This window comes from Halegenticoccus tardaugens, from assembly GCF_004116405.1.
GTDB classification, from domain to species: domain Archaea; phylum Halobacteriota; class Halobacteria; order Halobacteriales; family Haloferacaceae; genus Halegenticoccus; species Halegenticoccus tardaugens.
In genome coordinates this window covers 366,366-388,526 of the sequence record NZ_SDIC01000001.1, presented here as the reverse complement: position 1 = coordinate 388,526, position 22,161 = coordinate 366,366, and the positions used below count along the sequence as shown (strand labels likewise).

Below are 22,161 nucleotides of genomic sequence, written 5' to 3'. Positions count from 1 at the left end.
CATGCCGCTCACGCCCGAGACCCTGACGCGACACGAACTCAACGGCCTCCCGGTTCGGGTGGTCGACGCCGCAAACCCCGACCTCGTCGGGATAGCCGGCCGTGTCGTCATCGAGACGATGAACACGCTGCACGTCGACACCGGCGCGCCGAGGGCCCGGCGCGTCCTCGGTGAAGACGTCGACGCGGGCGGGTCTCGGGTGCGGCAGGTGCCGAAGCGGGGGACGACGTTCGAGTTCGCGCTCGAAGACGACAGAGACGGCGACGGGCCGTCTCTGGAGAACACAGAGGAGCTCGGCGGCGACGGGCCGCCTCGCACAGATGATCTCGCCGGTGATGAACCGGCTCGCACAGATGAGCTCGACGGCGATGGGCCGTCTCGCACAGATGAAGCCGCCGGCGGTCGAAAGGCCCCGGGGTCCGCGTCCGAACTTCCGTCGGAAACTGCCGGCGTCCGCGCCGGTCAGTCGGGCGGTTGCGAGGGCGCGGTCTACGTTACGGTGGATGGCGCACGATTGCTCTCACGACCCGCCTTGCGCACCGAAACCACAGGTGATTCGAAATGGCGATAGGATTAGACGTTCCGATGCCTCCGGAACCGGAGGACCCGGACAACTACGACTACGAGACGTGTCCGTTCTACGGGCGACTGTCCGTTCGAGGTCAGACCCTCGAAGGGACGGTCGTCTCGACGGACATGGAAAAGACCGTCATCGTCGAGCGGGAGTACGACGTTCGCGTACCCAAGTACGACCGCTACATGAAGCGGCGCTCGCGCATCCCAGCGCACGTGCCGGGCGTGCTGGAGCCGCTTTCCGTCGGTGACGAAGTACGAATCGCGGAGACCCGACCGCTCTCGAAGACGAAATCGCACGTCGTCGTCGAGGTCGTGAGCGAGGCCGACGCGCTGACCGCGGCCGAGCTGACCGGCCACGCCGACGAGGCGACGCAGGAGACGACCGGCGACGTGACCGAGGGCGCGTCCGCGGACCGGAGCCCGGAAGGTGACGACTGATGGAGGCGCTGAAAGCCGACGTCACGCAGGGCCTCGAACGCGGCTCGCTCGTCACGTGCGCGGACAACACCGGGGCTCGCGAGCTGAAAGTGATCAGCGTCGCGGGCTACTCCGGGACGAAGAACCGACACCCCAAAGCGGGCGTCGGCGACAAGGTGACCGTCTCGGTCACCAAGGGGACGCCCGAGATGCGCCGGCAGGTGCTCGAAGCCGTCGTCGTCCGCCAGCGGAAGCCGATCCGCCGGCCGGACGGGACGCGCGTGAAGTTCGAGGACAACGCCGCCGTCGTCATCGACGAGATGGAAGAGCCCCGCGGGACCGAGATCAAGGGCCCCATCGCGCGCGAGGTCGCAGAGCGCTTCGGGAGCATCGCGAGCACCGCGACGATGATCGTATAGACCATGAGCAAGCAACCACGCAAACAGCGAACGAAGCGACGGGACGCGCCGCTGCACGAGCGGCACAGCCAGGTCCGCGCGACGCTGTCGGACGACCTCCGCGAGGAGTACGGCCGACGCAACGTTCGCGTCAACGCGGGCGACACGGTCGAGATCCTGCGCGGCGATTACGCCGGCGAGGAGGGCGAAGTCATCGAAGTCGACCTCAAGCGGGAGGTCGTCTACGTCGAGGGAGCCACCGTCGAGAAGGCGGACGGCGAGGAGACGCCGCGACCGCTCGACGCGAGCAACGTCCGCGTGACCGAACTGGACCTCGAAGACGGCCGCCGCGAGGCGCGTCTCGAAGGAGAGGAGCGTAACGAATGACGAAACACCAGAAACGACTCTCGGTACCGAACTCCTGGCCGGTCGAACGGAAGGAAGCGACGTGGACGGTCAAAGCCGGCGCGGGTCCGCACGGCGAGGCCGGCGTCCCGCTTCTCATCCTGCTGCGGGACGTGCTCGGCTACGTTAACTCCAAGAAGGAAGCGCGCTACGCGCTGAACCAGGGCACCGTCCTGGTCAATGGGGACGACGTCTCCGACGTGCGCCGCCCGATCGGGATGTTCGACATCCTCGCCTTCACGGAGCGCGAGGAGTACTACCGCGTCTTCCCCGACGAGGGCGGTCGGCTCGCGCTGACGGCCATCGACGCCGACGCGGCGGACAGCCGCCTCGGCAAGATCGTCGGCAAGCGGCAGGTGAAGGGCGGAGACTTCCAGCTGTCGCTGCACGACGGGGCGAACATCCGCGTCGGCGAGGACGAGGCCGGCGAGTACAGCGCGGGCGATTCGATCGTCGTCGACAACGAGACGAAGGACGTCGTCGCGCACTTCCCGTACGAGGAGGGCGCGCTCGTGACCGCCGTCGCCGGCACGCACGCGGGCGAGATCGGCGAGGTCGAGGAGATCACCGTCACCGCCGGCAGCGGACCGAACACGGTGCGCGTGACGGAGGAGGACGGCGGCTTCGAGACGGTCGCCGACTACGTCGTCGTCATCGACGAGAACTTCACCGGCGGCGACGCCGCCGTCACCACCGGGGGTGAGAACGAATGAGCGAAGCCGAAGGCGAAGGCGAGTTCCACGAGATGCGTCGCCCCCGCATCGAGAAGGTCGTCGTCCACATGGGCGTCGGCGAGGGCGGCCGCGAGCTCGCGAACGCGGAGGACATCCTGGAGGAGATCACGGAACAAGAGAGCGTCCGAACGACCGCGAAGCGGGCCGGGCAGGACTTCGGCGTCCGCCCCGGCACGCCGATCGGCGCGAAGGTGACGCTCCGCGGCGAGCGCGCCCACGAGTTCCTCGAGACGGCGCTGCCGCTCGCGGACCTCTCGCGCTCGCAGTTCGACGACACCGGCAACTTCAGCTTCGGCGTCGAAGAGCACACCGAGTTCCCGAGCCAGGAGTACGACCCGAACATCGGAATCTACGGGCTGGACGTGACGGTCAACCTCGTCCGCCCCGGCTACCGAGTGAAAAAGCGCGATCAGGCGAACCGCTCGATTCCGGCGGCCCACCGTCTGACGCCCGAGGACGCGATCGCGTTCCTCGAATCGACCTTCGACGTGGAGGTGTACGAGAACGAATGAGCGAAAGCGAGAGCGAAGCCACGGGCGAGCACGCGACGCAGCGCACCGGCCAGGAGAACGAGTGCCGACGCTGCGGCCGCAAGCAGGGGCTCGTCGGCAAGTACGACATCTACCTGTGCCGACAGTGCTTCCGCGAGGTCGCCCGAAGCATGGGCTTCAAGAAGTACCGATAACCATGGCAGGCAACGACCCACTCAGCAACGCGCTCTCCGGCGTGGACAACGCCGAGAGCGTCGGGCACTTGGAACACACGGTAGAGCCCGCCTCGAACATCATCGGCTCCGTCCTCGAGGTCTTCTACGACCGCGGGTACATCGACGGCTTCGAGTTCGTCGACAACGGCAAGGCCGGGCGGTTCGAGGTCGAACTGAAAGGCGCGATCAACAGGTGTGGCGCAGTCAAGCCCCGCTACTCCGCGGGTGCGGACGAGTACGAGAAGTGGGAGAAGCGATTCCTCCCCGCCCGCGACTACGGGACGCTCATCGTCACGACGAGCCACGGCGTCATGAGCCACTACGACGCCCGCGAGGCGGGCATCGGTGGACAGGTAATCGCATACGTCTACTAACATGAGTCGAGTCGAAATCGAAATTCCGGACGACGTCTCCGCCGAGGTCGACCACCTCGAGCTGACCGTCGAGGGACCGAACGGGAGCGTGACGAAGCGCCTCTGGTACCCCGACGTCTCGGTCAGCGTCGAGACCGTGGAGAGCGACGACGGCGACAGCGTCGACGTGGTCGTCGTCGAGAGCGACACGGAGAACGCGAAGACGAACGCGACCGTCGGCACGTTCGAGAGCCACGTTCGCAACATGATCCACGGCGTCACCGAGGGCTGGGAGTACCGGATGGAGGTCTACTACGCCCACTTCCCGATGCAGGTCGGGGTCGAGGGCGACGAGGTCGTCATCAACAACTTCCTCGGCGAGAAGTCGCCGCGGAAGACGAACGTCCGCGGAGACACGGAAGTACAGGTCGACGGCGAGGAGGTCGTTCTGACGGGTCCGAGCAAGGAGGACGTCGGACAGACCGCCGCCGCCATCGAACAGCTCACGCGCGTCACCGACAAGGATACGCGCGTGTTCCAGGACGGCGTCTACATCACCGAGAAACCGCAGGCAGGTGGTGCGTAGATGTCCGACGAGGAAACCGAGATCCAGGAGCTCGAAGACATAAGCGGCGTCGGCCCGAGCAAGGCGGACGCGCTCCGCGACGCCGGGTACGAGTCCGTCGAGGACGTGACGGCCGCGAGCCAGTCCGAACTGGCGGAGGTCGAGGGCATCGGCAACGCGCTCGCCGCGCGTATCAAAGCCGACGTCGGCGGTCTCGAGGTCGCAGAGGAGACCGAGGCGGAGGTCGAAGAGCCCGAAGAAGAAGAACCCGAAGAAGAAGTCGAGACGGAGCTCCGTCCGCGCGGTCACGCGGACAAGACGCCGTCGCTCAGCGACGAGAAGGCCCGCGCGCTCGCCCAGAAGCACCGCGAGGGCAAGCCGGCGTTCAAGCGGCAGGACTACCACATGAAAAAGCGGACGCCCACCTCGTGGCGTCGGCCGCGCGGCAACCTCTCGAAGCAGCGCCGCGGGATCAAGGGCAAAGGCGACACGGTCGAGGCGGGCTACCGCACGCCGAAGGCCGCCCGCGGCCTGCACCCGAGCGGCTTCGAGGAGGTCCGCGTCAACAACGTCGACGACCTCGAAGGCGTCGACGCGGACACGCAGGCGGTCCGCATCGCGAGCAAAGTGGGCGCTCGCAAGCGCGAGCGCATCGAGGAGGTCGCGGAGGATCGCGAGATCCGCGTCCTCAACCCCACCTACGTCGAAGTCGAGGTGGAAGAATGACAGATCTGACAGCACAGAGACGAATGGCCGCCGACATCCTCGACGTCGGCAAGGGCCGGGTCTGGTTCGATCCGGAGGCCCAGGACGACATCGAGGAGGCGATCACGCGCGAGGACGTGCGTACCCTGATCGATCAGGGGACCATAAGCGAGAAGACCGCGAAGACAAACTCCCGCGGTCGCGCCCGCGAGCGCGCCGAAAAGCGCTCCTACGGCCACCGCAAGGGCCCCGGCTCCCGCAGGGGGAAGAAGGGCGGCCGACAGAACCCGAAGAAGGCATGGATCAGCCGGATCCGCGCCCAGCGTCGTCGTCTGAAGGAGCTTCGCGACGACGGCACGCTGAACCGGACGCAGTACCGCGAGCTGTACAACAAGGCGAGCGGCGGCGAGTTCGAGAGCGTGGACCGGCTCGAAGCGTACGCGGAGAACAACTACGGAATCGACTTGGAGGACGAATAATGGCAACAGGACCACGGTACAAGGTGCCGATGCGGCGTCGCCGCGAGGTCCGGACCGACTACCACCAGAGGTTGCGCCTGCTGAAATCGGGCAAGCCCCGCCTCGTTGCTCGCGTGAGCAACAAGCACGTCAGGGCGCAGCTGATCACACCCGGTCCGCAGGGCGACGAAACGCACGCGAGCGCCGCGTCTGCCGACCTCGCCGAGTACGGCTGGGAAGCCCCGACGGGCAACCTCCCGAGCGCGTACCTGACGGGGTATCTGGCGGGCAAGCGCGCCCTGTCGGCCGGCGTCGAGGAGGCCGTCCTCGACATCGGGCTGAACACGGCGACGCCCGGCGGCAAGGTGTTCGCGGTACAGGAAGGAGCGATCGACGCGGGACTCGACATCCCCCACAACGACAGCGTGCTGGCGGACTGGTCGCGCAACCGCGGCGAGCACATCGCCGAGTACGCGGAGGGGCTCGACGAGCCGCTCTACGGCGGGGACTTCGACGCCCGCGACCTGCCCGAGCACTTCGACGACGTGCTCGAACGATTGCAAGAGATGGAGGACGACGCATGAGCAGAAACAACAACGGCTGGGAGCCGCGCACGCGGCTCGGCCGCATGGTACAGGAGGGCGACGTCACGTCGATGCAGCAGGCCCTCGACTCCGGCCTGCCGCTGAAGGAGCCCGAGATCGTCGACCAGCTCCTCCCGGGGCTGGACGACGACGTGCTCGACATCAACATGGTCCAGCGGATGACCGACTCCGGCCGCCGGGTGAAGTTCCGGTGCGTCGTCGCCGTCGGCAACCGCGACGGATTCCTCGGCTACGCCGAGGCCCGCGACGACCAGGTCGGCTCGGCGATCCAGAAGGCGATCGAGGTGGCGAAGCTGAACATCATCAAGGTCGATCGCGGCTCCGGTTCCTGGGAGGACCGGGCCGGCGGCACGCACTCTCTGACCCGCAAGGCCGAAGGGAAGGCGGGCAGCGTCACCGTCGAGATCATCCCGGCCCCGATGGGGCTCGGGCTCGCGGCCGCGCCGACCGTCCGGAGCATCCTCGAACTCGCGGGCGTCGAAGACGCCTGGACGAAGTCGAACGGCAACACCCGGACGACGGTCAACCTCGCGAAGGCGACGTACAACGCGCTGCGGAACGCCTCGCAGTCGCGGACGCCGCGGCGCGCCCGCGAAGTGCAGCGCGAGGTGAGCGAGTGATGCGCGCGGTCGTGCAGCTCCGCGGCGACGTGAACATGAGCGGCGAGGTGGAAGACACCCTCTCGATGCTCAACATCCACTCGGTCAACCACTGCGCGTTCGTCCCGTGGACGGACGCGTACCGGGGGATGGTGACGAAGGTCAACGACTTCGTCGCCCACGGCGAGCCGAGCGAGGAGGTCGTGGCCACCCTCCTGCGCACGCGCGCGGAGCCCCTCGAAGGCGACGCGACGGTCGACGACGACTGGGTCACAGAGAACACCGACTACGACGACGTCGAGTCGCTGGCGGCCGCCCTCGCGGCCGAGGAGACGACGCTGCGCGAGCAGGGGCTCTCCCCGGCGCTTCGGCTGCACCCCCCGCGCGGCGGTCACCGGGGCATCAAACACCCGACCAAGGAGGGCGGTCAGCTCGGCAAGCACACCACCGAGGGGATCGACGAACTCCTGGAGGCGATGCGATAATGACGAGCAAGAAGCGACGACAGCGCGGCTCCCGCACGCACGGCGGCGGGACGCACAAGAACCGGCGCGGGGCCGGCCACCGCGGCGGCCGCGGCCGGGCCGGGCGCGCGAAACACGAGTTCCACAACTACGAGCCGCTCGGCAAGCATGGCTTCAAGCGACCGCAGGGAATCCGCCCCGCCGTCGCGGAGATCACGGTCCGAAAGCTCGACGAGGACGCGGCGCTGTTCGCCGCGGACGGCCTCGCCGAGGCGGACGGCGACGCCTACCGCATCGACGCGCGCGACGTCGTCGAGGACGGCCACGACGTCGACGTCGTGAAGGTGCTCGGCAGCGGGCAGGTCCGCGGCGAACTGCACGTCATCGCCGACGCCTTCTCGGCGAGCGCCGTCGAACTCATCGAAGAAGCCGGCGGTAGCGTCGAACTGACGGAGCGCGCGAAGCGGGCCGAAGAAGAAACGGAAGAAGAGAGCGCCGAAGGCGACGCAGACGCCGCCGAGTAACGTCGGATTCGGACGGATCGTCTTTTTCGATCGACGCCGCTGAATCGCCGAGCCCTTGCGCCGCCGGACCGTCGTCGCGGTGGGTCGTCTCGCGGTAGATCGTCGAGTGTCGCGAGACGGAGGCGTCGCGCGCGACACTCGCGAACGTCTCCGACGGTCGACATGCGCGAGGCGGTCCGTCGGACGGGCGGCGGTCGGGTGGCAGCCATCCGTCAGTAGTTTGGAAACTCGTCTGAGGGTGTAAAACGAAGCACCTACAAAGCCCCGTACGAAGTATCTCGGTATATGGGATGGAAAGAAGCTGCCGAACCCGTGCTGACGCGGATGCCGGCAGTCCAGCGCCCGGAGGGACACATCCCCTTCAAGCGGAAGTTGGGCTGGACTGCTGGGATTCTCGTCATGTATTTTTTCCTAACGAACATCACCCTGTTCGGGTTGCAGACGGGAGGTGAAAGCGACCTCTACGGGCAGTTCCGTTCGATCCTCGCCGGATCGCAGGGGTCGATCCTCCAATTGGGGATCGGACCGATCGTCACGGCGAGCATCGTGCTCCAGCTTCTCGGCGGCGCGGACCTGCTCGGGTTGGACACGAACGACCCGCGCGATCAGGTGCTCTATCAGGGCCTCCAGAAGCTCCTGGTCGTCGTGATGGTCGTTCTCACCGGCTTTCCGATGGTGTTCGCGGGCGGGTTCCTGCCGGCGGATCCGGCCGTCGGCCAGCAGCTCGGTATCGGCACCACCGGCGTGGAGACGCTCATCTTCGCGCAGATCTTCGTCGGCGGCGTCCTCATCCTGTTCATGGACGAGGTCGTGAGCAAGTGGGGGGTCGGTAGCGGGGTCGGCCTGTTCATCATCGCCGGCGTGAGCCAGCAGCTCGTCGCCGGCCTGTTCGCCTGGCCGGGGCTCGGGCAGACGAACGGGCTCATCCCGACGTGGATCGGCATCGCGACCGGCAGCATCTCGATCGGCTCGCCGCTCACGTCCGAAGGGTTGCAGGCGCTGTTCCTCGATCAGGGGCAGGTGCTCGCGCTCGTCACGACGGTTCTCATCTTCGTCATCGTCGTCTACGCCGAGAGCGTCCGCGTCGAGATTCCGCTGTCGCACGCGCGGGTGAAGGGCGCTCGCGGGCGCTTCCCCGTGAAGCTCATCTACGCGTCCGTCCTGCCGATGATCCTCGTGCGCGCGCTGCAGGCGAACATCCAGTTCCTCGGACAGATCCTCAACAGCCAGCTCGGGGGCGGGATGCCGGCGTGGTTGGGACAGTACGGCTCGGACGGGCAGCCTATTTCCGGGCTGTTTTACTACCTCAATCCGATCCAGACGCGCAACGAGTGGACGTGGTTCCTCGGGACGACCTCCGCGGAGCCGTGGGAGGTGCTCCTCCGCATCGGCGTCGACCTGACGTTCATGGTCATCGGCGGGGCCATCTTCGCCGTCTTCTGGGTGGAGACGACCGGGATGGGCCCGGAGGCGACGGCCCGCCAGATCCAAAACTCCGGGATGCAGATCCCCGGCTTCCGGCGGAACCCGCAGGTCATAGAGAAGGTGATGGAGCGGTACATCCCGCAGGTGACCGTCATCGGCGGCGCGCTCGTGGGGCTGCTCGCCGTCATGGCGAACATGCTCGGCACCATCGGACAGGTCGGCGGGACGGGGCTGCTGCTCACGGTCTCGATCACGTACAAGCTGTACGAGGAGATCGCGGAAGAGCAGTTGATGGAGATGCACCCGATGATGCGCCAGATGTTTGGAGATTAAGGGGTCCCACTGGGGTACCCAGTTTTCCAAGCTTTTACATTATCCCTCGTCAGCAGTAGTGGCGAGAAATGCCGAATCGGAACCAAGTACCGCTAAACGTCCGTGTTACGCCGTCGAAAAAAGACGAGTGGAAACGGGCGATCGATGACGACGAAACGCTCGCAGGAGTCGTGCGTCGCGCGGTGGACCGCGAGCTAAATGGTGATTTGACTACTGAACTACGACGAGGACATCTACGAAGTGGTTGAAGTGAGCCCGACTGATGAATGTGATGGGGTTTTCGTCGCCATCCAGGAACGCTTGCCACACGTCCCTGACTACCGTGCCGATTCTCCGGAATACTGATACAGATATCGTGTGAGCGCGAATTATGGAACCGGAAAGTGCAGACTCCGAATTCAGGCAGTGGGTTGTTGAAGGTATTGACCATGGTGACGATGTCTCGCTAGAGATAACTATTGGATTGTATGAGCACTATGACTGTGTGGGTCAATTCCGATTCCAGTACAACCCAACTGAAGACAGGGTTGGAGCAATGTACATCCCGGGCCGATGGGGCAGTTCGTTCGACGATAAGGATGCCAAGAGGGACAACCGAGCTGCGTTTGAGGCAGCACAAGCTGTGGCCGAGGAGACGGGGGCGCGTGCAGAGGTGTATGTTCACTCCCAAGAGTATCTTAACCAAGTATCACAGGAATCCCTCTCTGATCTAATTGGTGAAGTCGGCGAAGAACGGTTACGGGAACTTCTAACCGAAGAGGCTGAAATCCAGGATAATGGGGACGTGATTATATGAGTGAAGACAAAGATGACGACACGGAGAAAGACAAGAACCCGCGAGAAGAAGGCAAAGAGGAGGCACTTGGAAGGTCATTCGTTGCGGACACCCCGGACGAGGACCCTCGATACGAGGCGACCGGTACGAACACGTCGAAAGGTGGCGGGGACGACGGTGATGGAAGCGAGGATTCGAACAGTGGAAGCGATGAGTAACGAAAATACAAACTGAATTTACAGGATTTACTTCCGGTCCGCGGCGATGGTTTATACTGTCGTGATAACTATCGATCAATAGAATGACTGACGATAACGGAGATTCTGAATCCAGTTCCGGATCAAAAGACACGGTTTCGAGTGTTGACCGGAAAGCTAAAGTGGCAGACACACCGGATGAAGATCCACGCGGGTCATCGAACGGCGGTGAATCCTCGGGGGATGAGTGACTATGTCGGACGATAACGGCGATTCGAGTTCGAGCAGGAACGGAAAGAAACCAACTTCGAACAGGAAAGCCCAAGTCGCAGATACGCCCGATTCCGACCCGAGAGGCGGGAGTGACGGTAGCAGCGATGGAGGGTCGAGTTCCGGAGATGGGGGGGACGAGTGAGATGAACGATGACGACAACAACGACGAATCCAGTGACCGTCGAGAGCTGGAGAAGGCGAGGGTAGCGGACACGCCCGACGAGGACCCGCGAGGAAGTACTACAGAGGCAGCACAAGCAGGAGCGGCTGAGAACGATACCGACGAGTAGCTCCGTTGAGGACGGTCCTATATGGTCTTCAATCTCCCTGTACTCGATCTGCTATTCGCGTTCCTGTTCCTTGTTCCTGGATTCCTAGCGTACCGTATCGGGCGGTATTACGGGAAAATTACGGTTCAATCAGATTCGTTCAACAAGACAGCGTACGATGACATTACTGCTCCAAAAAACCGCGAGAAGCGGACAGCAGAAATTATCGAAGCTCTAGCAGAGCAGCTTGACCACGAACCAGAAACGGTGATTGGGAATCTTGTTGGAATCGATGTATTAGAGCGTGTTCCGACCCCAGGCAGTGGAACATATATTCGAAATCACCGTACAGAAGACAACTTCTACACTCCAGACGAAGATGGGTATCTTGAACAGCTCAAAGAAGAGATAACTCGTCTTCTCCTCGACATTCGGGAGCAGGAACGGACACAGAAGCTAACAGCTGCTGATGGTGGTTCTGAGGAGAACGTCCCTTCAATCAGAGTAGTAGCTGCTGATGCAATTGATATCTCCCCTGATGAAGTAGTTTATGCACTTACCGGGACACTCGAATTCATAACCGAAATTCCAGAGCCAGAGGATGACGAAGAGATTGAGTTGGACAATCCTGTGGAGCGAATGAATAACTTCGATTCTGTTGTAAAGGCTATCATAGCCCATGACGGAATTAACCGTGGGCGAAACTACGAACCAATGGGTTGGCGCAATGTAGCAAACCGATACACGCTAACGCAAAGAGCTGCGGCGATTGAGGATAATCATTCGATGTCAGACTTCTCATAGAGCGGTTCCTCAGAAGGCGTGATATTGAGAACACCGACGGTAGTGATGAGGTAGATATCCGGTCTTTGCTCAAGGCTTTGCAGGTTCTCTCGAACACTGAAGCGTTCGTTCAGAGTTCATTCTCTATGGAAGTAGCACTCCGCCAACAGCAAACCTGTGACTGGTCTGGAGCAGCCATAACTGATTATTCAGAATATATTCCAGACTGTTCTGCCATCAGTGTGAGCTCGGTAGAGTGACGCTAGACAGCGGCTATCGAGTCTGCTTCCCCTCCTTTTTGGTAGATAGTGGTCTCAGGCGTGTTGCGTAATGTCACCTAAGTCGAACAATTGTAAATCATCGCGTTCGGATACCGCTTCCTGAACGGACCGTGTTGCACCACTCCGTGTGAATAACGCATATTTTGTGTCTCTATCACCGGTCTCTGGCGTCCAGCGGATTTCGGAAGCATGGTCTTCGAGTGAGGCGAGCGCACCATAGTCGAGAGGTGCGTTAGTGAACTTGCATTCTCCCACGACCATCGTATCATCTGTAGTGAATCCGACGGCGTCCACCTCATGCTCCTTGTACCACCAGCGTCCGATGTCGAGGAACGTCTCCTCTGGGTATAGGTTCGGTAAGACGTCCTGGCAAAGTTTCTCGAACTCCTGACTAACAAAGTTTGGGAGCTCTGGTTCTATGACCGCGTCGTATGCATCCTCACCTAGGCGTTCGTATCGATCTTCCTTGCCGTAGACGAAGCGGAACCAGAACCGGAACAGGGGATCCAATATTTGATAACGTCCACGGCGTGACTTTGCTTTCTCTTCGGTGATCGGGACCTCTCGCTCGATGAGCCGTAGACGTTCTAACTTCTGGGTGTACGTCGAGATCTGTTTTCCATCAATACCCACTGCTTGGGCGATCTCGTTCGACGTCGTCTTCCCCGCGGCAATTGCGGTGAGGATCGCAAAGTACCGGTTTGGGTCCGTGAGTTCAGTTCGGAGCACGTACTCCGGTTCGTTGTGGAGATATCCTTTCTGGGAGAGCACTTCCTCGGTGAGGACTGTTCCGAGGTTCTGATTGAGATCGACGCCATCGAGGTAGTACGGGACGCCACCGAAGATACCCCACGTGAAGATCCGCTCTTCAGGCGAATAATCGTCCGGAACGAACTCCTGTGCAGCAGAGAAGTTGAGGGGGCGGAGGTCGAGTCTTTCTGTGAATCGCCCATACAGGGGACTGTTCCCGAGAAGCGTTGCTTCTTCCATCATACTGATCGACGACCCGACCAGAATGAGTGTTCCCGAGGTGTTCTGGAACCGCTGGTCCCACAACCGCTGAATGACCGACGGAAGGCTCTCGTCGGCGTCGATAACATAGGGGAATTCGTCGAGAACCACGATCCCGTCTTGATCGCCGAGATATCCGAGCAGTGCATCCCAGTTCTGTTTAATCTGCGTGATACTGGGGAAGGTCTCGGACGCGACATTGACGAACTCGTCGAGTTGTATCTGGGAGGTGGTTTCCGTGGCCTGATAGATGACTGCGTCGTCACGGTCGGAGAGCGAGTGCTGAACGAGCTGTGTCTTCCCGAGGCGTCGTCGGCCAAAGATGACGACCATCTCGGCGTCGTCGGATTCATAGCATCCCCGTAGCCGAGAGAGTTCGTCAGCCCGATTCACGAAGTGCTTCATACACCTACTCTATTTCGGCGGAAGATAATACTTCTGAATAGCCTACTTCAGAATAGCCTAATTTAGAATTGGCTATTTACAGGTTCCTTCGTAGTCTTCCTACACGAACCATTGGATACACAGATTCTCTCAGACTGCCGTACATCGCGCCGAAAACTTCCTTGTGACTACGAAGCAAGATGTCACCCATTTTCTCCGACGATACTGAAGAGAGCCTATTGAGCTCACTGATCTGGAGACACAAACAGTCGCTGATATCCCAGAGTAAGTCGCAAAATAGCGACTACAGATGGTCTGAGTTGTAGAAATGATTCCAAATCCCTTATGAGAAGAAGATTAGAATGTACTGCCAAGCAAAATGGCGGCTCAATCATCTTCTCTTTTATCAAACCCCGCAGTTGCAGCTTCACTTGGTGCCTTAGCTGGTGGCATTCTATCCTTTATTTCGACCTTCTATTTTAACAATCGCCAGCGAAATGTCCAAAGTAAAATACTTCGGCGGGCTTTGACCACAGAGCTTGATTGCTTGGAAATTATGCAACTACGAATCGCCGTTCATACAATGCAATCTCAGGGAATCATCCAACAGGTGATCGGAGACCATCTGTTCGAGATGGCTGAAGAAAGATTTGGCGAGATGCCCGAGGGAGGACGGGAGAATGCCCAAGGCGTTGTAGACGATATCTCTCAGGGCTCATTCAACAGGCGGCTCCAGAGTCATTTGAGAAAGTGGAACTATTCCTTGCCACACCGATCTATGAGAGTAACACCGGCAAGATTGGATTACTGGATTCTGACGAGATTGAGCAACTCATCAAGTTCCACCGTTTCCTGGACGTCACACGAGATGAAGTTAAGCGCGTCATTGAGACCGCGAGCAATAGCGAAAACAGCAATTTACAGTCTCGACTTCAGACGCTTGAAAATAACTTGGAAGCATTGGAATCGATTGCGCGAAGACGTCTTGAACACTTTGGGCGAAAATACTGACGAACTGCAGCATTCGGAAGAGTTGATTTCTGAGACGAATGAAGGAGAGGGGCAGGATGACCTCGAAACAGAAGTAGCCGGTTAGTAGATACCACGTATGAAGATTGCGTGATGACTATTGGGAGGAAGTACTTAAACTAGGACTGACGAGGATACTATATGGAATCAGGCGATGGGAAGGAGCCATGGCCCAACAACATCGATGAAACCACGCAAGGCCACCCTGATGAGCCTCACATAGACGATAACCTGATCATCGACTTCGCCAGCGACGACACCAGATCACGTGCACGCGAAGCGCTTAAAGAAGCTGACCAGCACGACGAAATCGAGTATCTCTCCGCGCTCATCACCGTCATCGACTACCATAGAGACCCGACGTTCGATACTGATCTGTTCTAATGGACACCCCACTGGGGTAGCCGTTTCCCTAATGTCGCGCCAGATGTTTGGCGATTGAGAGAAACCGCGTTCAAAAGCGTCAAATCATCTCTTTTTCGGCGATCTTAACTACCTCATCTCGTCGAACGGGACGGGCGGCGTAAGCCAGTTACGTATGTATGAAGCGCTCCCGAGAGAGGTTCGAGCGGTGACGTTCCCCGATAGTTCTGTCCACCGACATGTTGGAGGGCATCACGCCGGCGTCGACGAAGGCGTCCCTCCGCCCCGCTTATGAAGCGATATTTTACGAATAGTAGCCCTTATTAACTCGAATCCACATCTTAACACGTATGAGCGGTCACACTCGCAGGGAGGTTCTCGGTCTCGGCGCGGGGGCGCTGGCGTCCACGGCGCTCGCCGGCTGTTTAGAAGGTATCGAGGACGGAGCCGCCGGTTCCGGCGACGGCGAGGCGATTCAGGCGTCGTTCTTCGTGCTGTACGACTTCGCGCGGAACGTCACCGGCGACGCCGCGACGGTCGGCAACCTCGTCCCGTTCGGCCAACACGGTCACGGGTGGGAGCCGGGGCCGGACATCCAGCGGTCGGTGGCTCAGTCGGACGCGTTCGTCTACATGGGCGAGGGGTTCCAGCCGTGGGCGGACAAAGTCGTCCAGAACGTCCGCGACAACGACGAGGACGTCGCGATCATCGAGGCCCGAACGGACGTCGAACTGCTCGGCGCGCCCGAAGAGGAAGGAGGCCACGAGGGCGAACACGATCACGGCGACGAGGAGCACGACGAAGAACACGAGGGGGAAGGAGAGCACGACGAGGGGGACCACAACGAGTCGGACGCGGGACACGAAGGATCCGGCGATCACGATGAGTCGGACGGGAGCGACCACAACGAATCCGAAGGCCACAGCCACGACGAGTCGGACGAGCACGCGCACGACGAAGAACACGAGGACGGCCACGACGAAGGCGACGAAGGCGGCCACGAGGGGCACGACCACGGGTCGGAGGACCCCCACTTCTGGCTCGACCCGACGCGGGCCGCGACGGCGGTCGACACCATCGCGGCGGGACTGTCGGAGGTCCGCGCGGACGACGGGTCGACGTTCGCGGACAACGCCGAGGCGTACACGTCGAAGCTGGAGGAGCTGGACGAGGAGTTCGCGTCGGCGCTCGAAAATCGCGACCGCGACGACGTGCTCGTCGCCGGGCACAACGCGTTCCAGTACCTCGGCGAGCGGTACGACTTCACCGTCCACGCGCTGACCGGACTCGCGCCCGACTCGCAGGCGTCCCCGCAGGACGTAAAGCGGGCGCAGGAGCTCATCGAGGAGCACGACATCACGCACGTCCTCGCGCCCGTCTTCGAGTCCGACCGGGCGGCGAACCAGCTCGTCGAAGAGACTGACGCGGAGGAGGCGGTACCGCTCACGCCGATTCCGAGCACGACCGAAGAATGGGACGAGAAGGGGTGGGGCTTCGTCGACGTGATGCGGGAAGTTAACCTCCCATCTCTCCGGAAGGCGCTCGGAGCAGAATGACCGCGGGCGAGACCGTCATCGAGGTGTCGGACGTCTCGTTCTCCTACGGGTCGGTTCCGGTCGTGGAAGGGATCTCCCTCGCCGTCGAGCGGGGCGAGTTCCTCGGACTCGTCGGCCCCAACGGGTCGGGGAAGAGCACGCTCCTCCGCCTGATGCTCGGGCTCCTGAAACCGGACGAGGGCGGCGTCAGGCTGTTCGGCGAACCGGCGTCGAGGTTCGACGCCGGCGAGCGCGTCGGGTACGTCGCACAGAACGTGGCGGGGGATTCGGTCGAGATGCCCATCACCGTCCGCGAGGTCGTCTCGATGGGCCGGTATCCGCACGTCCGCTTCGGGTGGCTCCGCGCGCGCGACAGGCGGATCGTCGAGGAGGCGATGGAGACCGTGGGCGTCGCCCCCCTCGCGGATCGCCGGCTCGCGCACCTCTCGGGCGGCCAGCGTCAGCGAGTGTTCATCGCTCGGGCGCTCGCGGGGGAGGCGGACCTCCTCGCGCTCGACGAGCCGGCCGTCGGCGTCGACGCGGAGTCCCGCGAGGCGTTCTACGACCTCCTCTACGACCTCAACGACGACGGGATCACGATCGTCCTCATCGAACACGACATAGGCGTCGTGACCGAACACGCCTCGCGGGTCGCGTGTCTCAACCGACAGCTGTACTTCCACGGCGACCCCGCCGGCTTCGCCGAGAGCGACGCGCTCGCGAAGGCGTACGGCGCGAACCAGCGGCTCCTCCGCCACGACCACCCATGATCGGAACCGTCACGCTCTCCACGGTCGCGCTCGCGGTCGTCACGGCGGTCAGCGGCGGGTTCGTCGCCGTCGGCGGCGTCATCGACGCCCTCGGGGACGGCCTTCAGTTCGTCGGCGACGTCATGTGCCTCGCCGGAGACGCCGCCGGCCTCGACATGCTGTGTTACTCGTTCATGCAGCAGGCGTTCGTCGCCGGGATCTGCGTCGGCCTCGTCGCGCCGCTTGTCGGGAGCTTCCTCGTCCACCGCGACATGGCCTTCATCGGCGACACGCTCGCCCACAGCGCGTTCGCCGGGGTCGCCGTCGGGCTGTTCGTCGGGTCGATCTCCTCCGTCTCCGTCTCGCCGTACCTGACGGCGCTCGTCGTCGCCGTGATCGCGGCGCTGTCGATCGACCTGATCGCCGAGTACACGGACGCCTACGGCGACGTGCCGATGGCGATCGTGCTCTCCGGCGGGTTCGCCCTCGGGACGGTGCTCGTCAGCCTCACCGACGGGGGGATCGCCGTCAGCATCAGCCAGTACCTGTTCGGCAGCCTCTCGACCGTCACGCTCGACAACGCGGTGATCCTCGTCCTCCTGACGGTCGTCGTGACGGGCGTCGTCGCGGCGACGTACAAGCAGCTCCTCTTCGTCACGTTCGACGAGACGGCCGCGCGCGTCGCGCGGCTGAACGTGACGCTGTACAACCGGCTGCTCGTCGTGCTCACGGCGCTCGTCGTCGTCGCCGCCATGCAGATCATGGGCGTCATCCTCGTCGCCGCGATGCTGGTCGTCCCCGTCGCCGCCGCGGCGCAGGTCGCGCACAGCTTCAAGGGATCGGTCGTCTTCTCGATCCTCGTGGGCGAACTCGCCGTGCTCGTCGGCCTCACGCTCTCGTACTTCTACGGCGTGGCCGCCGGCGGCACGATCGTCATCGTCGCCATCGGCCTGTACGCCTGCGCGGTCGTCCTCGACCGCCTCGGCGCAACGGACGCCTTGCGGTCGGGCGGCGTCGAAACGGACGGCGGCCTCGACGGGTCCGAAGCGTTCGCCGTCGACGGCGGCGAAGAGTCGGAGTCAGGTGCCCACGACTGAGTGAGGCCCGAGGGCTCGGCTCCTCGCGGACGACGCGTCGGATCGATCGGGCGCAGTTCCGCGGCGGCGACGCGTCGGCGCGGCAAGGATTTAGCCCCCGGCGTCCGTACTCGGCCCCATGGCCGAGACCATATCGGGGTTGGAGGGCGAACTCCGGAGCAACGGCATCAGCGTCGAGGAGTTACGCCGGGGCGAGGCGGTCGAGCTGACGTATATGACCGCCTTCCCCGGCGAGCGCGTCCACCACCGCGAGATGGGGCGGGCGCTGAACGTCTTCATCGACCTCGCGTCGGACGGCCGGTGGGAGCCGGCGCGGGTCGACGCGACCGTCGTCAGGACCGACGACGACGTGCAGGGGACGTGGTACGCCGAGGCGGACTGGTTCCGCGGGCTCGCCGAGTACCGGCTCAGCGAGGTCGAATTCTCGTCGCTCGTGCTCGACACGTTGGAGGAGGCGGCCGATGCGTCAAAAGACGCCGACGGAACTGAAGACGTCGACGCGTCGGAGACCGCCGGCGCCCCGAACGCCGACTCGACGGAGGGAGACGAATGAGCCGGGGAGCGTCGCGCGCGGCGCGACGCGAACCCGCCGGGCGCGAACGGCGGCCCTCCCGCTACGAGTTCTCGAAGGTGGCCGTGGACTTCGAGAGCGCGGGGACGGTGTGCTCCGGGTGGCTCTACCGCCCCGACCGCCCCGCGGAGCCGCCGGTGGTCGTCATGGCCCACGGCTTCGCCGCGGAACGCACCTTCGGCCTCCCGGCCGTCGCCGAACGCCTCGCGGAGCGGGGATACGCCACCTACCTGTTCGATTACCGCACGATCGGCGGGAGCGGGGGCGAACCGCGGAACCGGATCGACCCGGAGAAGAACGTCGCCGACTGGCAGGCCGGGATCGCCCGCGTCCGGCGACTCGACGGGATCGACGCGAGCAGGCTCGCGCTCTGGGGCGTCTCGCTCGGCGGCGGTCACGCGCTCGACGTCGTCGCGGAGGATCCCCGAATCTCGGCCGTCGTCGCGCAGACGCCGGTCGTCGACGGGCGGGCGTTCCTCCGCCGCAACTCGGTCGGCTACCTCCTGAAGGGACTCGCGGCGGGAGTCCGCGATCGACTGCAGTCGCTGCCGCTCGTGCCGCTCGGACCGCACACGGTACCCATCGTCGGCGACCCCGACGAGTTCGCCCTGCTCTCCGATCCGGGCGCGAAGGCCGGGCTGTCCGATCTCGCGCCCCCCGACTCGGCGTGGGAGAACGAGACGCCGGCGCGGGCGTTCCTCTCGCTCCTCCGCTACCGACCGACGACGAGCGCCGGCGACGTCGGGTGTCCGACGCTCCTCGTCTCCGGGGCGCGCGACGAGATCGCCCCGCCGGAGACGGTCGAGGCGGCCGCCGCCGAGATCCCGACCTCGACCCTGGTGCGACTGCCGAGCGATCACTTCGGGCTCTATCACGGGTCGCTGTTCGAGCAGACGCTCGGCCACGCGTTCGCCTTCCTTGACGCGAACCTCCGAAGCCCCGGCGTCGGCCCCTGACGACGGCGGTTTTCGATCGTCAGAGCACCTCTTGCGCCGTCCGAGATACCGATAACGTATCGCGACGCTTCGCTCTCGCTTCCGGTCCGCTACCCGTAGGTTATTCATTGCATAAGTTATCTGGATTGTATTCGTATTGATTCCAAGAGTTTTTTGTCTCATGTGGAGATATACGATCGTGCAGATCGAACGCTATCGCGTCTCCGTCGGGCGCGGGGGATTGACGTCGCGCGGTGGGCGGGCGGAGACCACGTCGGCGCGCGCCGACCGCCGGCGCGCCGGGACGAAGTATGCGGACTGACGACGCGGTCGACGTCGTCCGTGCGATCTTCCGGGAGTCGCGACGGCACAACCTGCCGTTTCTCGCGGGGAGCCTGGCGTTTCACGCGTTCGTCTCGTTGCTTCCGCTGCTCCTGTTGCTGGTCGTCGTCGCGTCCGCGGTCGCCGGCGACGCCCTCGCCGCGTACGTCGTCGAGTTGACGCGGACGTACCTCAGCCCGGCCGGCCGGCAGCTCGTGGCCGACGCGGTGCTCCGCGCGTCCGAGCAGACCGGAGGCTCGATCCTCGGCCTCGCCGTCCTCGCGTGGAGCACGGTCAGGGTGTTCTGGGGGATCGACGTCGCGTTCACGCGGCTGTACGACGCGGTCGGAGAGAAATCGGTCGGTCGCCAGCTTCGGGACGGCGCGATCGGGATGTCGGTTGTCGGCCTCGCCGTGGCCGCCGTCGTGCTGGCCGGGAGCGCCTTCGCGTTCCTCCCGCGGCTCCCCTTCGCCGGACTGGTGAACCCGGTTTTCTTGCTCGTCGGGCTGACGGTCGCCTTCTTTCCCCTCTACTACATGCTGCCGCCGGTGGCCGTCTCGGCGCGGGAGGTCGTCCCGGGGACGCTCGTCGCCGCCGTCGGCTGGGCCGTCTTCGAGACGCTCTTTCAGGTGTACGTCTCGATCGTCACGTCCTACAGCGCCTACGGGGCGATCGGGAGCGTCCTCGTGCTTTTGATCTGGCTTTACTCCGGGTCGCTCATCGTCCTCCTCGGGGCTGTCGTCAACGTCGTCCTGGGGGGTCGAACCGAGGAAACGGACGCGAAAGGGGACGCGATAGCGCGGTCACCGTTCCTGCGGTGACCCGCCGCTCGGACGCTCGCCGCGTCCTCGAAACGCCGCCGCCTTCGTCGCTCTCGGCCGGTCGCAACGCTCCCCGCCTCCACAACCCTCATTTGCCCGTCCGACCACCACAGTGCAATGGCAGTCGCTCGCACCGTCGAACTGGAGGGGCACATCATCGACTCGGGGATGATGCAGCGCTGTTTCGGCACCGTGATGGACATGGGTGGGAACTTCGAGGTCGAGGAGTTCCGCGTCGGCAAGCACAAAGACGAGGAGTCGTACTGCCGGATGGAGGTGTACGCCGACGACGAGGCCGACCTCACCTCGATCGTCCACGAACTCCACCAGAGCGGCGCGAACCTCTCGGATCCGGTCGACGCGACGCTCGATCCGGCCCCGGCGGATCAGGTCGTCCCCGCGGGCTTCTACTCGACGACGAACCACCCGACGTACGTTCGCTACGACGGCGAGTGGATCGAGGTCGAGAACGTCGAGATGGACTGCGCCGTGATCGTAGAGGAGGGCGGGGCGCAAAGCGCCTCGGAAAGGTCGAACGGCGACGGGCCGCGGGACAGCGAGGTGCGGAGCACCTCGAAAGAGTCGAGCGGCGAGTCGGAGGACGCGAGAACGCCGCGCGCGTACACGAAGGTGCTCAACGCCATCCGGGAGGGCGACCTGGTCGTCACCGGCGAGGCCGGCATCCGGGTCCAGCCGCCGGAGCGACCGCGGGACGCGTCGGGGCCGTTCGGGTTCATGCAGGGCGGCGTTTCGAGCGAGCGCCCCTCCGATTCGTTGATCCAGCAGGTCGCGGAGGCGCTCGTCGAGACGAAGGCGGAGGGCGGCAACGTCCTCGTCGTCGCCGGGCCCGCGCTCATTCATGCCGGCGCGGGCGACGACCTCGCCCGCCTGGTCCGCGAGGGGTACGTGGACGGGCTGTCGGCGGGCAACGGTTTCGCCGTCCACGACATCGAGCGAGGCCTCTACGGCACCTCACTCGGGATGGACATGGAGACGCTCGAACACCCTCGGAAGGGGCACAAACACCACATCTACGCGATCAGCGAGGTGATCCGCGCGGGCGGCATCGCCGCGGCGGTCGAAGAGGGCCTCATCGGCGAGGGCGTGATGTACGAGTGCGTCGAGAACGACGTGCCGTACGTCCTCGCGGGATCGATCCGCGACGACGGCCCGCTCCCGGACACCCTCTCGGACACCGTGGAGGCGCAGAACGCGATCAGGGCGCAGGCGCACGAGGCCGACATGGTGTTGATGCTCTCGACGCTGCTTCACTCCGTGGCGGTCGGAAACTGCCTCCCGTCGACGACGAGGGTCGTCTGCGTCGACATCAACCCGGCGACCGTCACGCAGTTGCTCGACCGCGGCAGCTCGCAGGCGATCGGCATGGTGACCGACATCGGAACGTTCGTCCCGACGCTCGCGGAGAAGGTGCTCGACGCGGCCTGAACGGCGCTTGCGGTCGGCCGCGTTCGCGGACCGTTTCGCCCCTCGTCCGCGTCG

32 protein-coding genes are annotated in these 22,161 nt (G+C 63.7%); 31 read left to right on the top strand and 1 reads right to left on the bottom strand.

Annotated elements, in window-relative coordinates; all coding sequences use genetic code 11:
- The first annotated feature begins 1 nt into the window (after nucleotide 1).
- The 21 genes from C3L37_RS02050 to C3L37_RS01960 all read left to right on the top strand — a co-directional run bounded on the left by C3L37_RS02050 (nucleotide 2) and on the right by C3L37_RS01960 (nucleotide 11,585).
- Entirely contained in the window at nucleotides 2-571 is a 570-nt protein-coding gene (locus tag C3L37_RS02050; RefSeq protein WP_129112951.1) for a ribonuclease P protein component 1, read from the top strand.
- Nucleotides 562-1,014, top strand: a complete 453-nt coding sequence (locus tag C3L37_RS02045; protein WP_129112950.1) for a 30S ribosomal protein S17 — start codon at nucleotides 562-564, stop codon at nucleotides 1,012-1,014. The genes C3L37_RS02050 and C3L37_RS02045 overlap by 10 nt, the downstream gene beginning before the upstream one ends.
- Nucleotides 1,014-1,412 (top strand): 50S ribosomal protein L14, encoded by a 399-nt coding sequence (locus C3L37_RS02040; protein WP_129112949.1) that lies wholly within the window; start codon nucleotides 1,014-1,016, stop codon nucleotides 1,410-1,412. The genes C3L37_RS02045 and C3L37_RS02040 overlap by 1 nt, the downstream gene beginning before the upstream one ends.
- Before the next feature lie 3 nt (nucleotides 1,413-1,415).
- Nucleotides 1,416-1,778, top strand: coding sequence for a 50S ribosomal protein L24 (rplX, locus tag C3L37_RS02035; RefSeq protein ID WP_129112948.1), 363 nt, complete (start codon nucleotides 1,416-1,418; stop codon nucleotides 1,776-1,778).
- The gene (locus C3L37_RS02030; protein WP_129112947.1) at nucleotides 1,775-2,509 is read left to right on the top strand and encodes a 30S ribosomal protein S4e; all 735 of its coding nucleotides are present in this window, start codon (nucleotides 1,775-1,777) and stop codon (nucleotides 2,507-2,509) included. Before rplX ends, C3L37_RS02030 begins: the two co-directional genes overlap by 4 nt.
- The gene (locus tag C3L37_RS02025; RefSeq protein WP_129112946.1) at nucleotides 2,506-3,042 is read left to right on the top strand and encodes a 50S ribosomal protein L5; all 537 of its coding nucleotides are present in this window, start codon (nucleotides 2,506-2,508) and stop codon (nucleotides 3,040-3,042) included. The genes C3L37_RS02030 and C3L37_RS02025 overlap by 4 nt, the downstream gene beginning before the upstream one ends.
- A complete protein-coding gene (locus C3L37_RS02020; RefSeq protein ID WP_129112945.1) occupies nucleotides 3,039-3,215 on the top strand; it encodes a 30S ribosomal protein S14 in 177 nt (58 codons plus the stop codon). Before C3L37_RS02025 ends, C3L37_RS02020 begins: the two co-directional genes overlap by 4 nt.
- Before the next feature lie 2 nt (nucleotides 3,216-3,217).
- Nucleotides 3,218-3,610: a 30S ribosomal protein S8 gene (locus C3L37_RS02015; RefSeq protein ID WP_129112944.1), complete on the top strand. Its 393-nt coding sequence runs from the start codon at nucleotides 3,218-3,220 to the stop codon at nucleotides 3,608-3,610.
- 1 nt (nucleotide 3,611) lies between these two features.
- Nucleotides 3,612-4,175, top strand: coding sequence for a 50S ribosomal protein L6 (locus C3L37_RS02010; protein ID WP_129112943.1), 564 nt, complete (start codon nucleotides 3,612-3,614; stop codon nucleotides 4,173-4,175).
- The gene (locus C3L37_RS02005; RefSeq protein ID WP_129112942.1) at nucleotides 4,176-4,880 is read left to right on the top strand and encodes a 50S ribosomal protein L32e; all 705 of its coding nucleotides are present in this window, start codon (nucleotides 4,176-4,178) and stop codon (nucleotides 4,878-4,880) included. It begins immediately after the preceding gene.
- Nucleotides 4,877-5,338: a 50S ribosomal protein L19e gene (locus C3L37_RS02000; protein ID WP_129112941.1), complete on the top strand. Its 462-nt coding sequence runs from the start codon at nucleotides 4,877-4,879 to the stop codon at nucleotides 5,336-5,338. Before C3L37_RS02005 ends, C3L37_RS02000 begins: the two co-directional genes overlap by 4 nt.
- The gene (locus C3L37_RS01995; protein ID WP_129112940.1) at nucleotides 5,338-5,901 is read left to right on the top strand and encodes a 50S ribosomal protein L18; all 564 of its coding nucleotides are present in this window, start codon (nucleotides 5,338-5,340) and stop codon (nucleotides 5,899-5,901) included. The genes C3L37_RS02000 and C3L37_RS01995 overlap by 1 nt, the downstream gene beginning before the upstream one ends.
- Nucleotides 5,898-6,542, top strand: a complete 645-nt coding sequence (locus C3L37_RS01990; RefSeq protein WP_129112939.1) for a 30S ribosomal protein S5 — start codon at nucleotides 5,898-5,900, stop codon at nucleotides 6,540-6,542. Before C3L37_RS01995 ends, C3L37_RS01990 begins: the two co-directional genes overlap by 4 nt.
- Nucleotides 6,542-7,006: a 50S ribosomal protein L30 gene (locus C3L37_RS01985; RefSeq protein ID WP_129112938.1), complete on the top strand. Its 465-nt coding sequence runs from the start codon at nucleotides 6,542-6,544 to the stop codon at nucleotides 7,004-7,006. Before C3L37_RS01990 ends, C3L37_RS01985 begins: the two co-directional genes overlap by 1 nt.
- Complete coding sequence (locus C3L37_RS01980) at nucleotides 7,006-7,509, top strand: uL15m family ribosomal protein (RefSeq protein WP_129112937.1); 504 nt, start codon at nucleotides 7,006-7,008, stop codon at nucleotides 7,507-7,509. The genes C3L37_RS01985 and C3L37_RS01980 overlap by 1 nt, the downstream gene beginning before the upstream one ends.
- Nucleotides 7,510-7,794: 285 nt before the next feature.
- Complete coding sequence (gene secY, locus C3L37_RS01975; protein WP_129112936.1) at nucleotides 7,795-9,267, top strand: preprotein translocase subunit SecY; 1,473 nt, start codon at nucleotides 7,795-7,797, stop codon at nucleotides 9,265-9,267.
- A gap of 370 nt (nucleotides 9,268-9,637) precedes the next feature.
- Nucleotides 9,638-10,063, top strand: coding sequence for a hypothetical protein (locus C3L37_RS01970; protein ID WP_129112935.1), 426 nt, complete (start codon nucleotides 9,638-9,640; stop codon nucleotides 10,061-10,063).
- The gene (locus C3L37_RS01965) at nucleotides 10,060-10,260 is read left to right on the top strand and encodes a hypothetical protein (RefSeq protein ID WP_129112934.1); all 201 of its coding nucleotides are present in this window, start codon (nucleotides 10,060-10,062) and stop codon (nucleotides 10,258-10,260) included. Before C3L37_RS01970 ends, C3L37_RS01965 begins: the two co-directional genes overlap by 4 nt.
- Nucleotides 10,261-10,343: 83 nt before the next feature.
- Nucleotides 10,344-10,490: a hypothetical protein gene (locus C3L37_RS24095; protein ID WP_164974637.1), complete on the top strand. Its 147-nt coding sequence runs from the start codon at nucleotides 10,344-10,346 to the stop codon at nucleotides 10,488-10,490.
- A 165-nt stretch (nucleotides 10,491-10,655) separates the two neighbouring features.
- A complete protein-coding gene (locus C3L37_RS24090) occupies nucleotides 10,656-10,802 on the top strand; it encodes a hypothetical protein (protein ID WP_164974636.1) in 147 nt (48 codons plus the stop codon).
- 21 nt (nucleotides 10,803-10,823) lie between these two features.
- Nucleotides 10,824-11,585, top strand: coding sequence for a hypothetical protein (locus tag C3L37_RS01960; protein WP_129112933.1), 762 nt, complete (start codon nucleotides 10,824-10,826; stop codon nucleotides 11,583-11,585).
- Between the two features lie 293 nt (nucleotides 11,586-11,878).
- Here C3L37_RS01960 and C3L37_RS01955 read toward each other — a convergent pair whose 3' ends face one another.
- The gene (locus C3L37_RS01955) at nucleotides 11,879-13,261 is read right to left on the bottom strand and encodes an ATP-binding protein (protein WP_129112932.1); all 1,383 of its coding nucleotides are present in this window, start codon (nucleotides 13,259-13,261) and stop codon (nucleotides 11,879-11,881) included.
- Nucleotides 13,262-13,619: 358 nt separating this feature from the next.
- Here C3L37_RS01955 and C3L37_RS01950 point away from each other — a divergent pair, with 358 nt between their 5' ends.
- The 10 genes from C3L37_RS01950 (at nucleotide 13,620) to C3L37_RS01910 (ending at nucleotide 22,107) form a co-directional block, all read left to right on the top strand.
- Nucleotides 13,620-14,336, top strand: coding sequence for a hypothetical protein (locus C3L37_RS01950; RefSeq protein WP_129112931.1), 717 nt, complete (start codon nucleotides 13,620-13,622; stop codon nucleotides 14,334-14,336).
- Between the two features lie 74 nt (nucleotides 14,337-14,410).
- Nucleotides 14,411-14,653, top strand: coding sequence for a hypothetical protein (locus C3L37_RS01945; protein WP_129112930.1), 243 nt, complete (start codon nucleotides 14,411-14,413; stop codon nucleotides 14,651-14,653).
- Nucleotides 14,654-14,982: 329 nt separating this feature from the next.
- Nucleotides 14,983-16,188, top strand: a complete 1,206-nt coding sequence (locus tag C3L37_RS01940) for a metal ABC transporter solute-binding protein, Zn/Mn family (protein WP_129112929.1) — start codon at nucleotides 14,983-14,985, stop codon at nucleotides 16,186-16,188.
- Nucleotides 16,185-16,937, top strand: a complete 753-nt coding sequence (locus tag C3L37_RS01935; RefSeq protein ID WP_129112928.1) for a metal ABC transporter ATP-binding protein — start codon at nucleotides 16,185-16,187, stop codon at nucleotides 16,935-16,937. The genes C3L37_RS01940 and C3L37_RS01935 overlap by 4 nt, the downstream gene beginning before the upstream one ends.
- A complete protein-coding gene (locus C3L37_RS01930) occupies nucleotides 16,934-18,013 on the top strand; it encodes a metal ABC transporter permease (RefSeq protein WP_129112927.1) in 1,080 nt (359 codons plus the stop codon). Before C3L37_RS01935 ends, C3L37_RS01930 begins: the two co-directional genes overlap by 4 nt.
- Before the next feature lie 118 nt (nucleotides 18,014-18,131).
- A complete protein-coding gene (locus C3L37_RS01925; protein ID WP_129112926.1) occupies nucleotides 18,132-18,566 on the top strand; it encodes a hypothetical protein in 435 nt (144 codons plus the stop codon).
- Nucleotides 18,563-19,540, top strand: coding sequence for an alpha/beta hydrolase (locus C3L37_RS01920; RefSeq protein WP_129112925.1), 978 nt, complete (start codon nucleotides 18,563-18,565; stop codon nucleotides 19,538-19,540). Before C3L37_RS01925 ends, C3L37_RS01920 begins: the two co-directional genes overlap by 4 nt.
- Before the next feature lie 178 nt (nucleotides 19,541-19,718).
- Nucleotides 19,719-19,841, top strand: coding sequence for a hypothetical protein (locus C3L37_RS25240; protein ID WP_267195295.1), 123 nt, complete (start codon nucleotides 19,719-19,721; stop codon nucleotides 19,839-19,841).
- Nucleotides 19,831-20,661 (top strand): YihY/virulence factor BrkB family protein, encoded by an 831-nt coding sequence (locus tag C3L37_RS01915; protein ID WP_129112924.1) that lies wholly within the window; start codon nucleotides 19,831-19,833, stop codon nucleotides 20,659-20,661. The genes C3L37_RS25240 and C3L37_RS01915 overlap by 11 nt, the downstream gene beginning before the upstream one ends.
- Before the next feature lie 117 nt (nucleotides 20,662-20,778).
- Nucleotides 20,779-22,107, top strand: a complete 1,329-nt coding sequence (locus C3L37_RS01910; protein WP_129112923.1) for an ornithine cyclodeaminase family domain — start codon at nucleotides 20,779-20,781, stop codon at nucleotides 22,105-22,107.
- Nucleotides 22,108-22,161 lie beyond the last annotated feature (54 nt).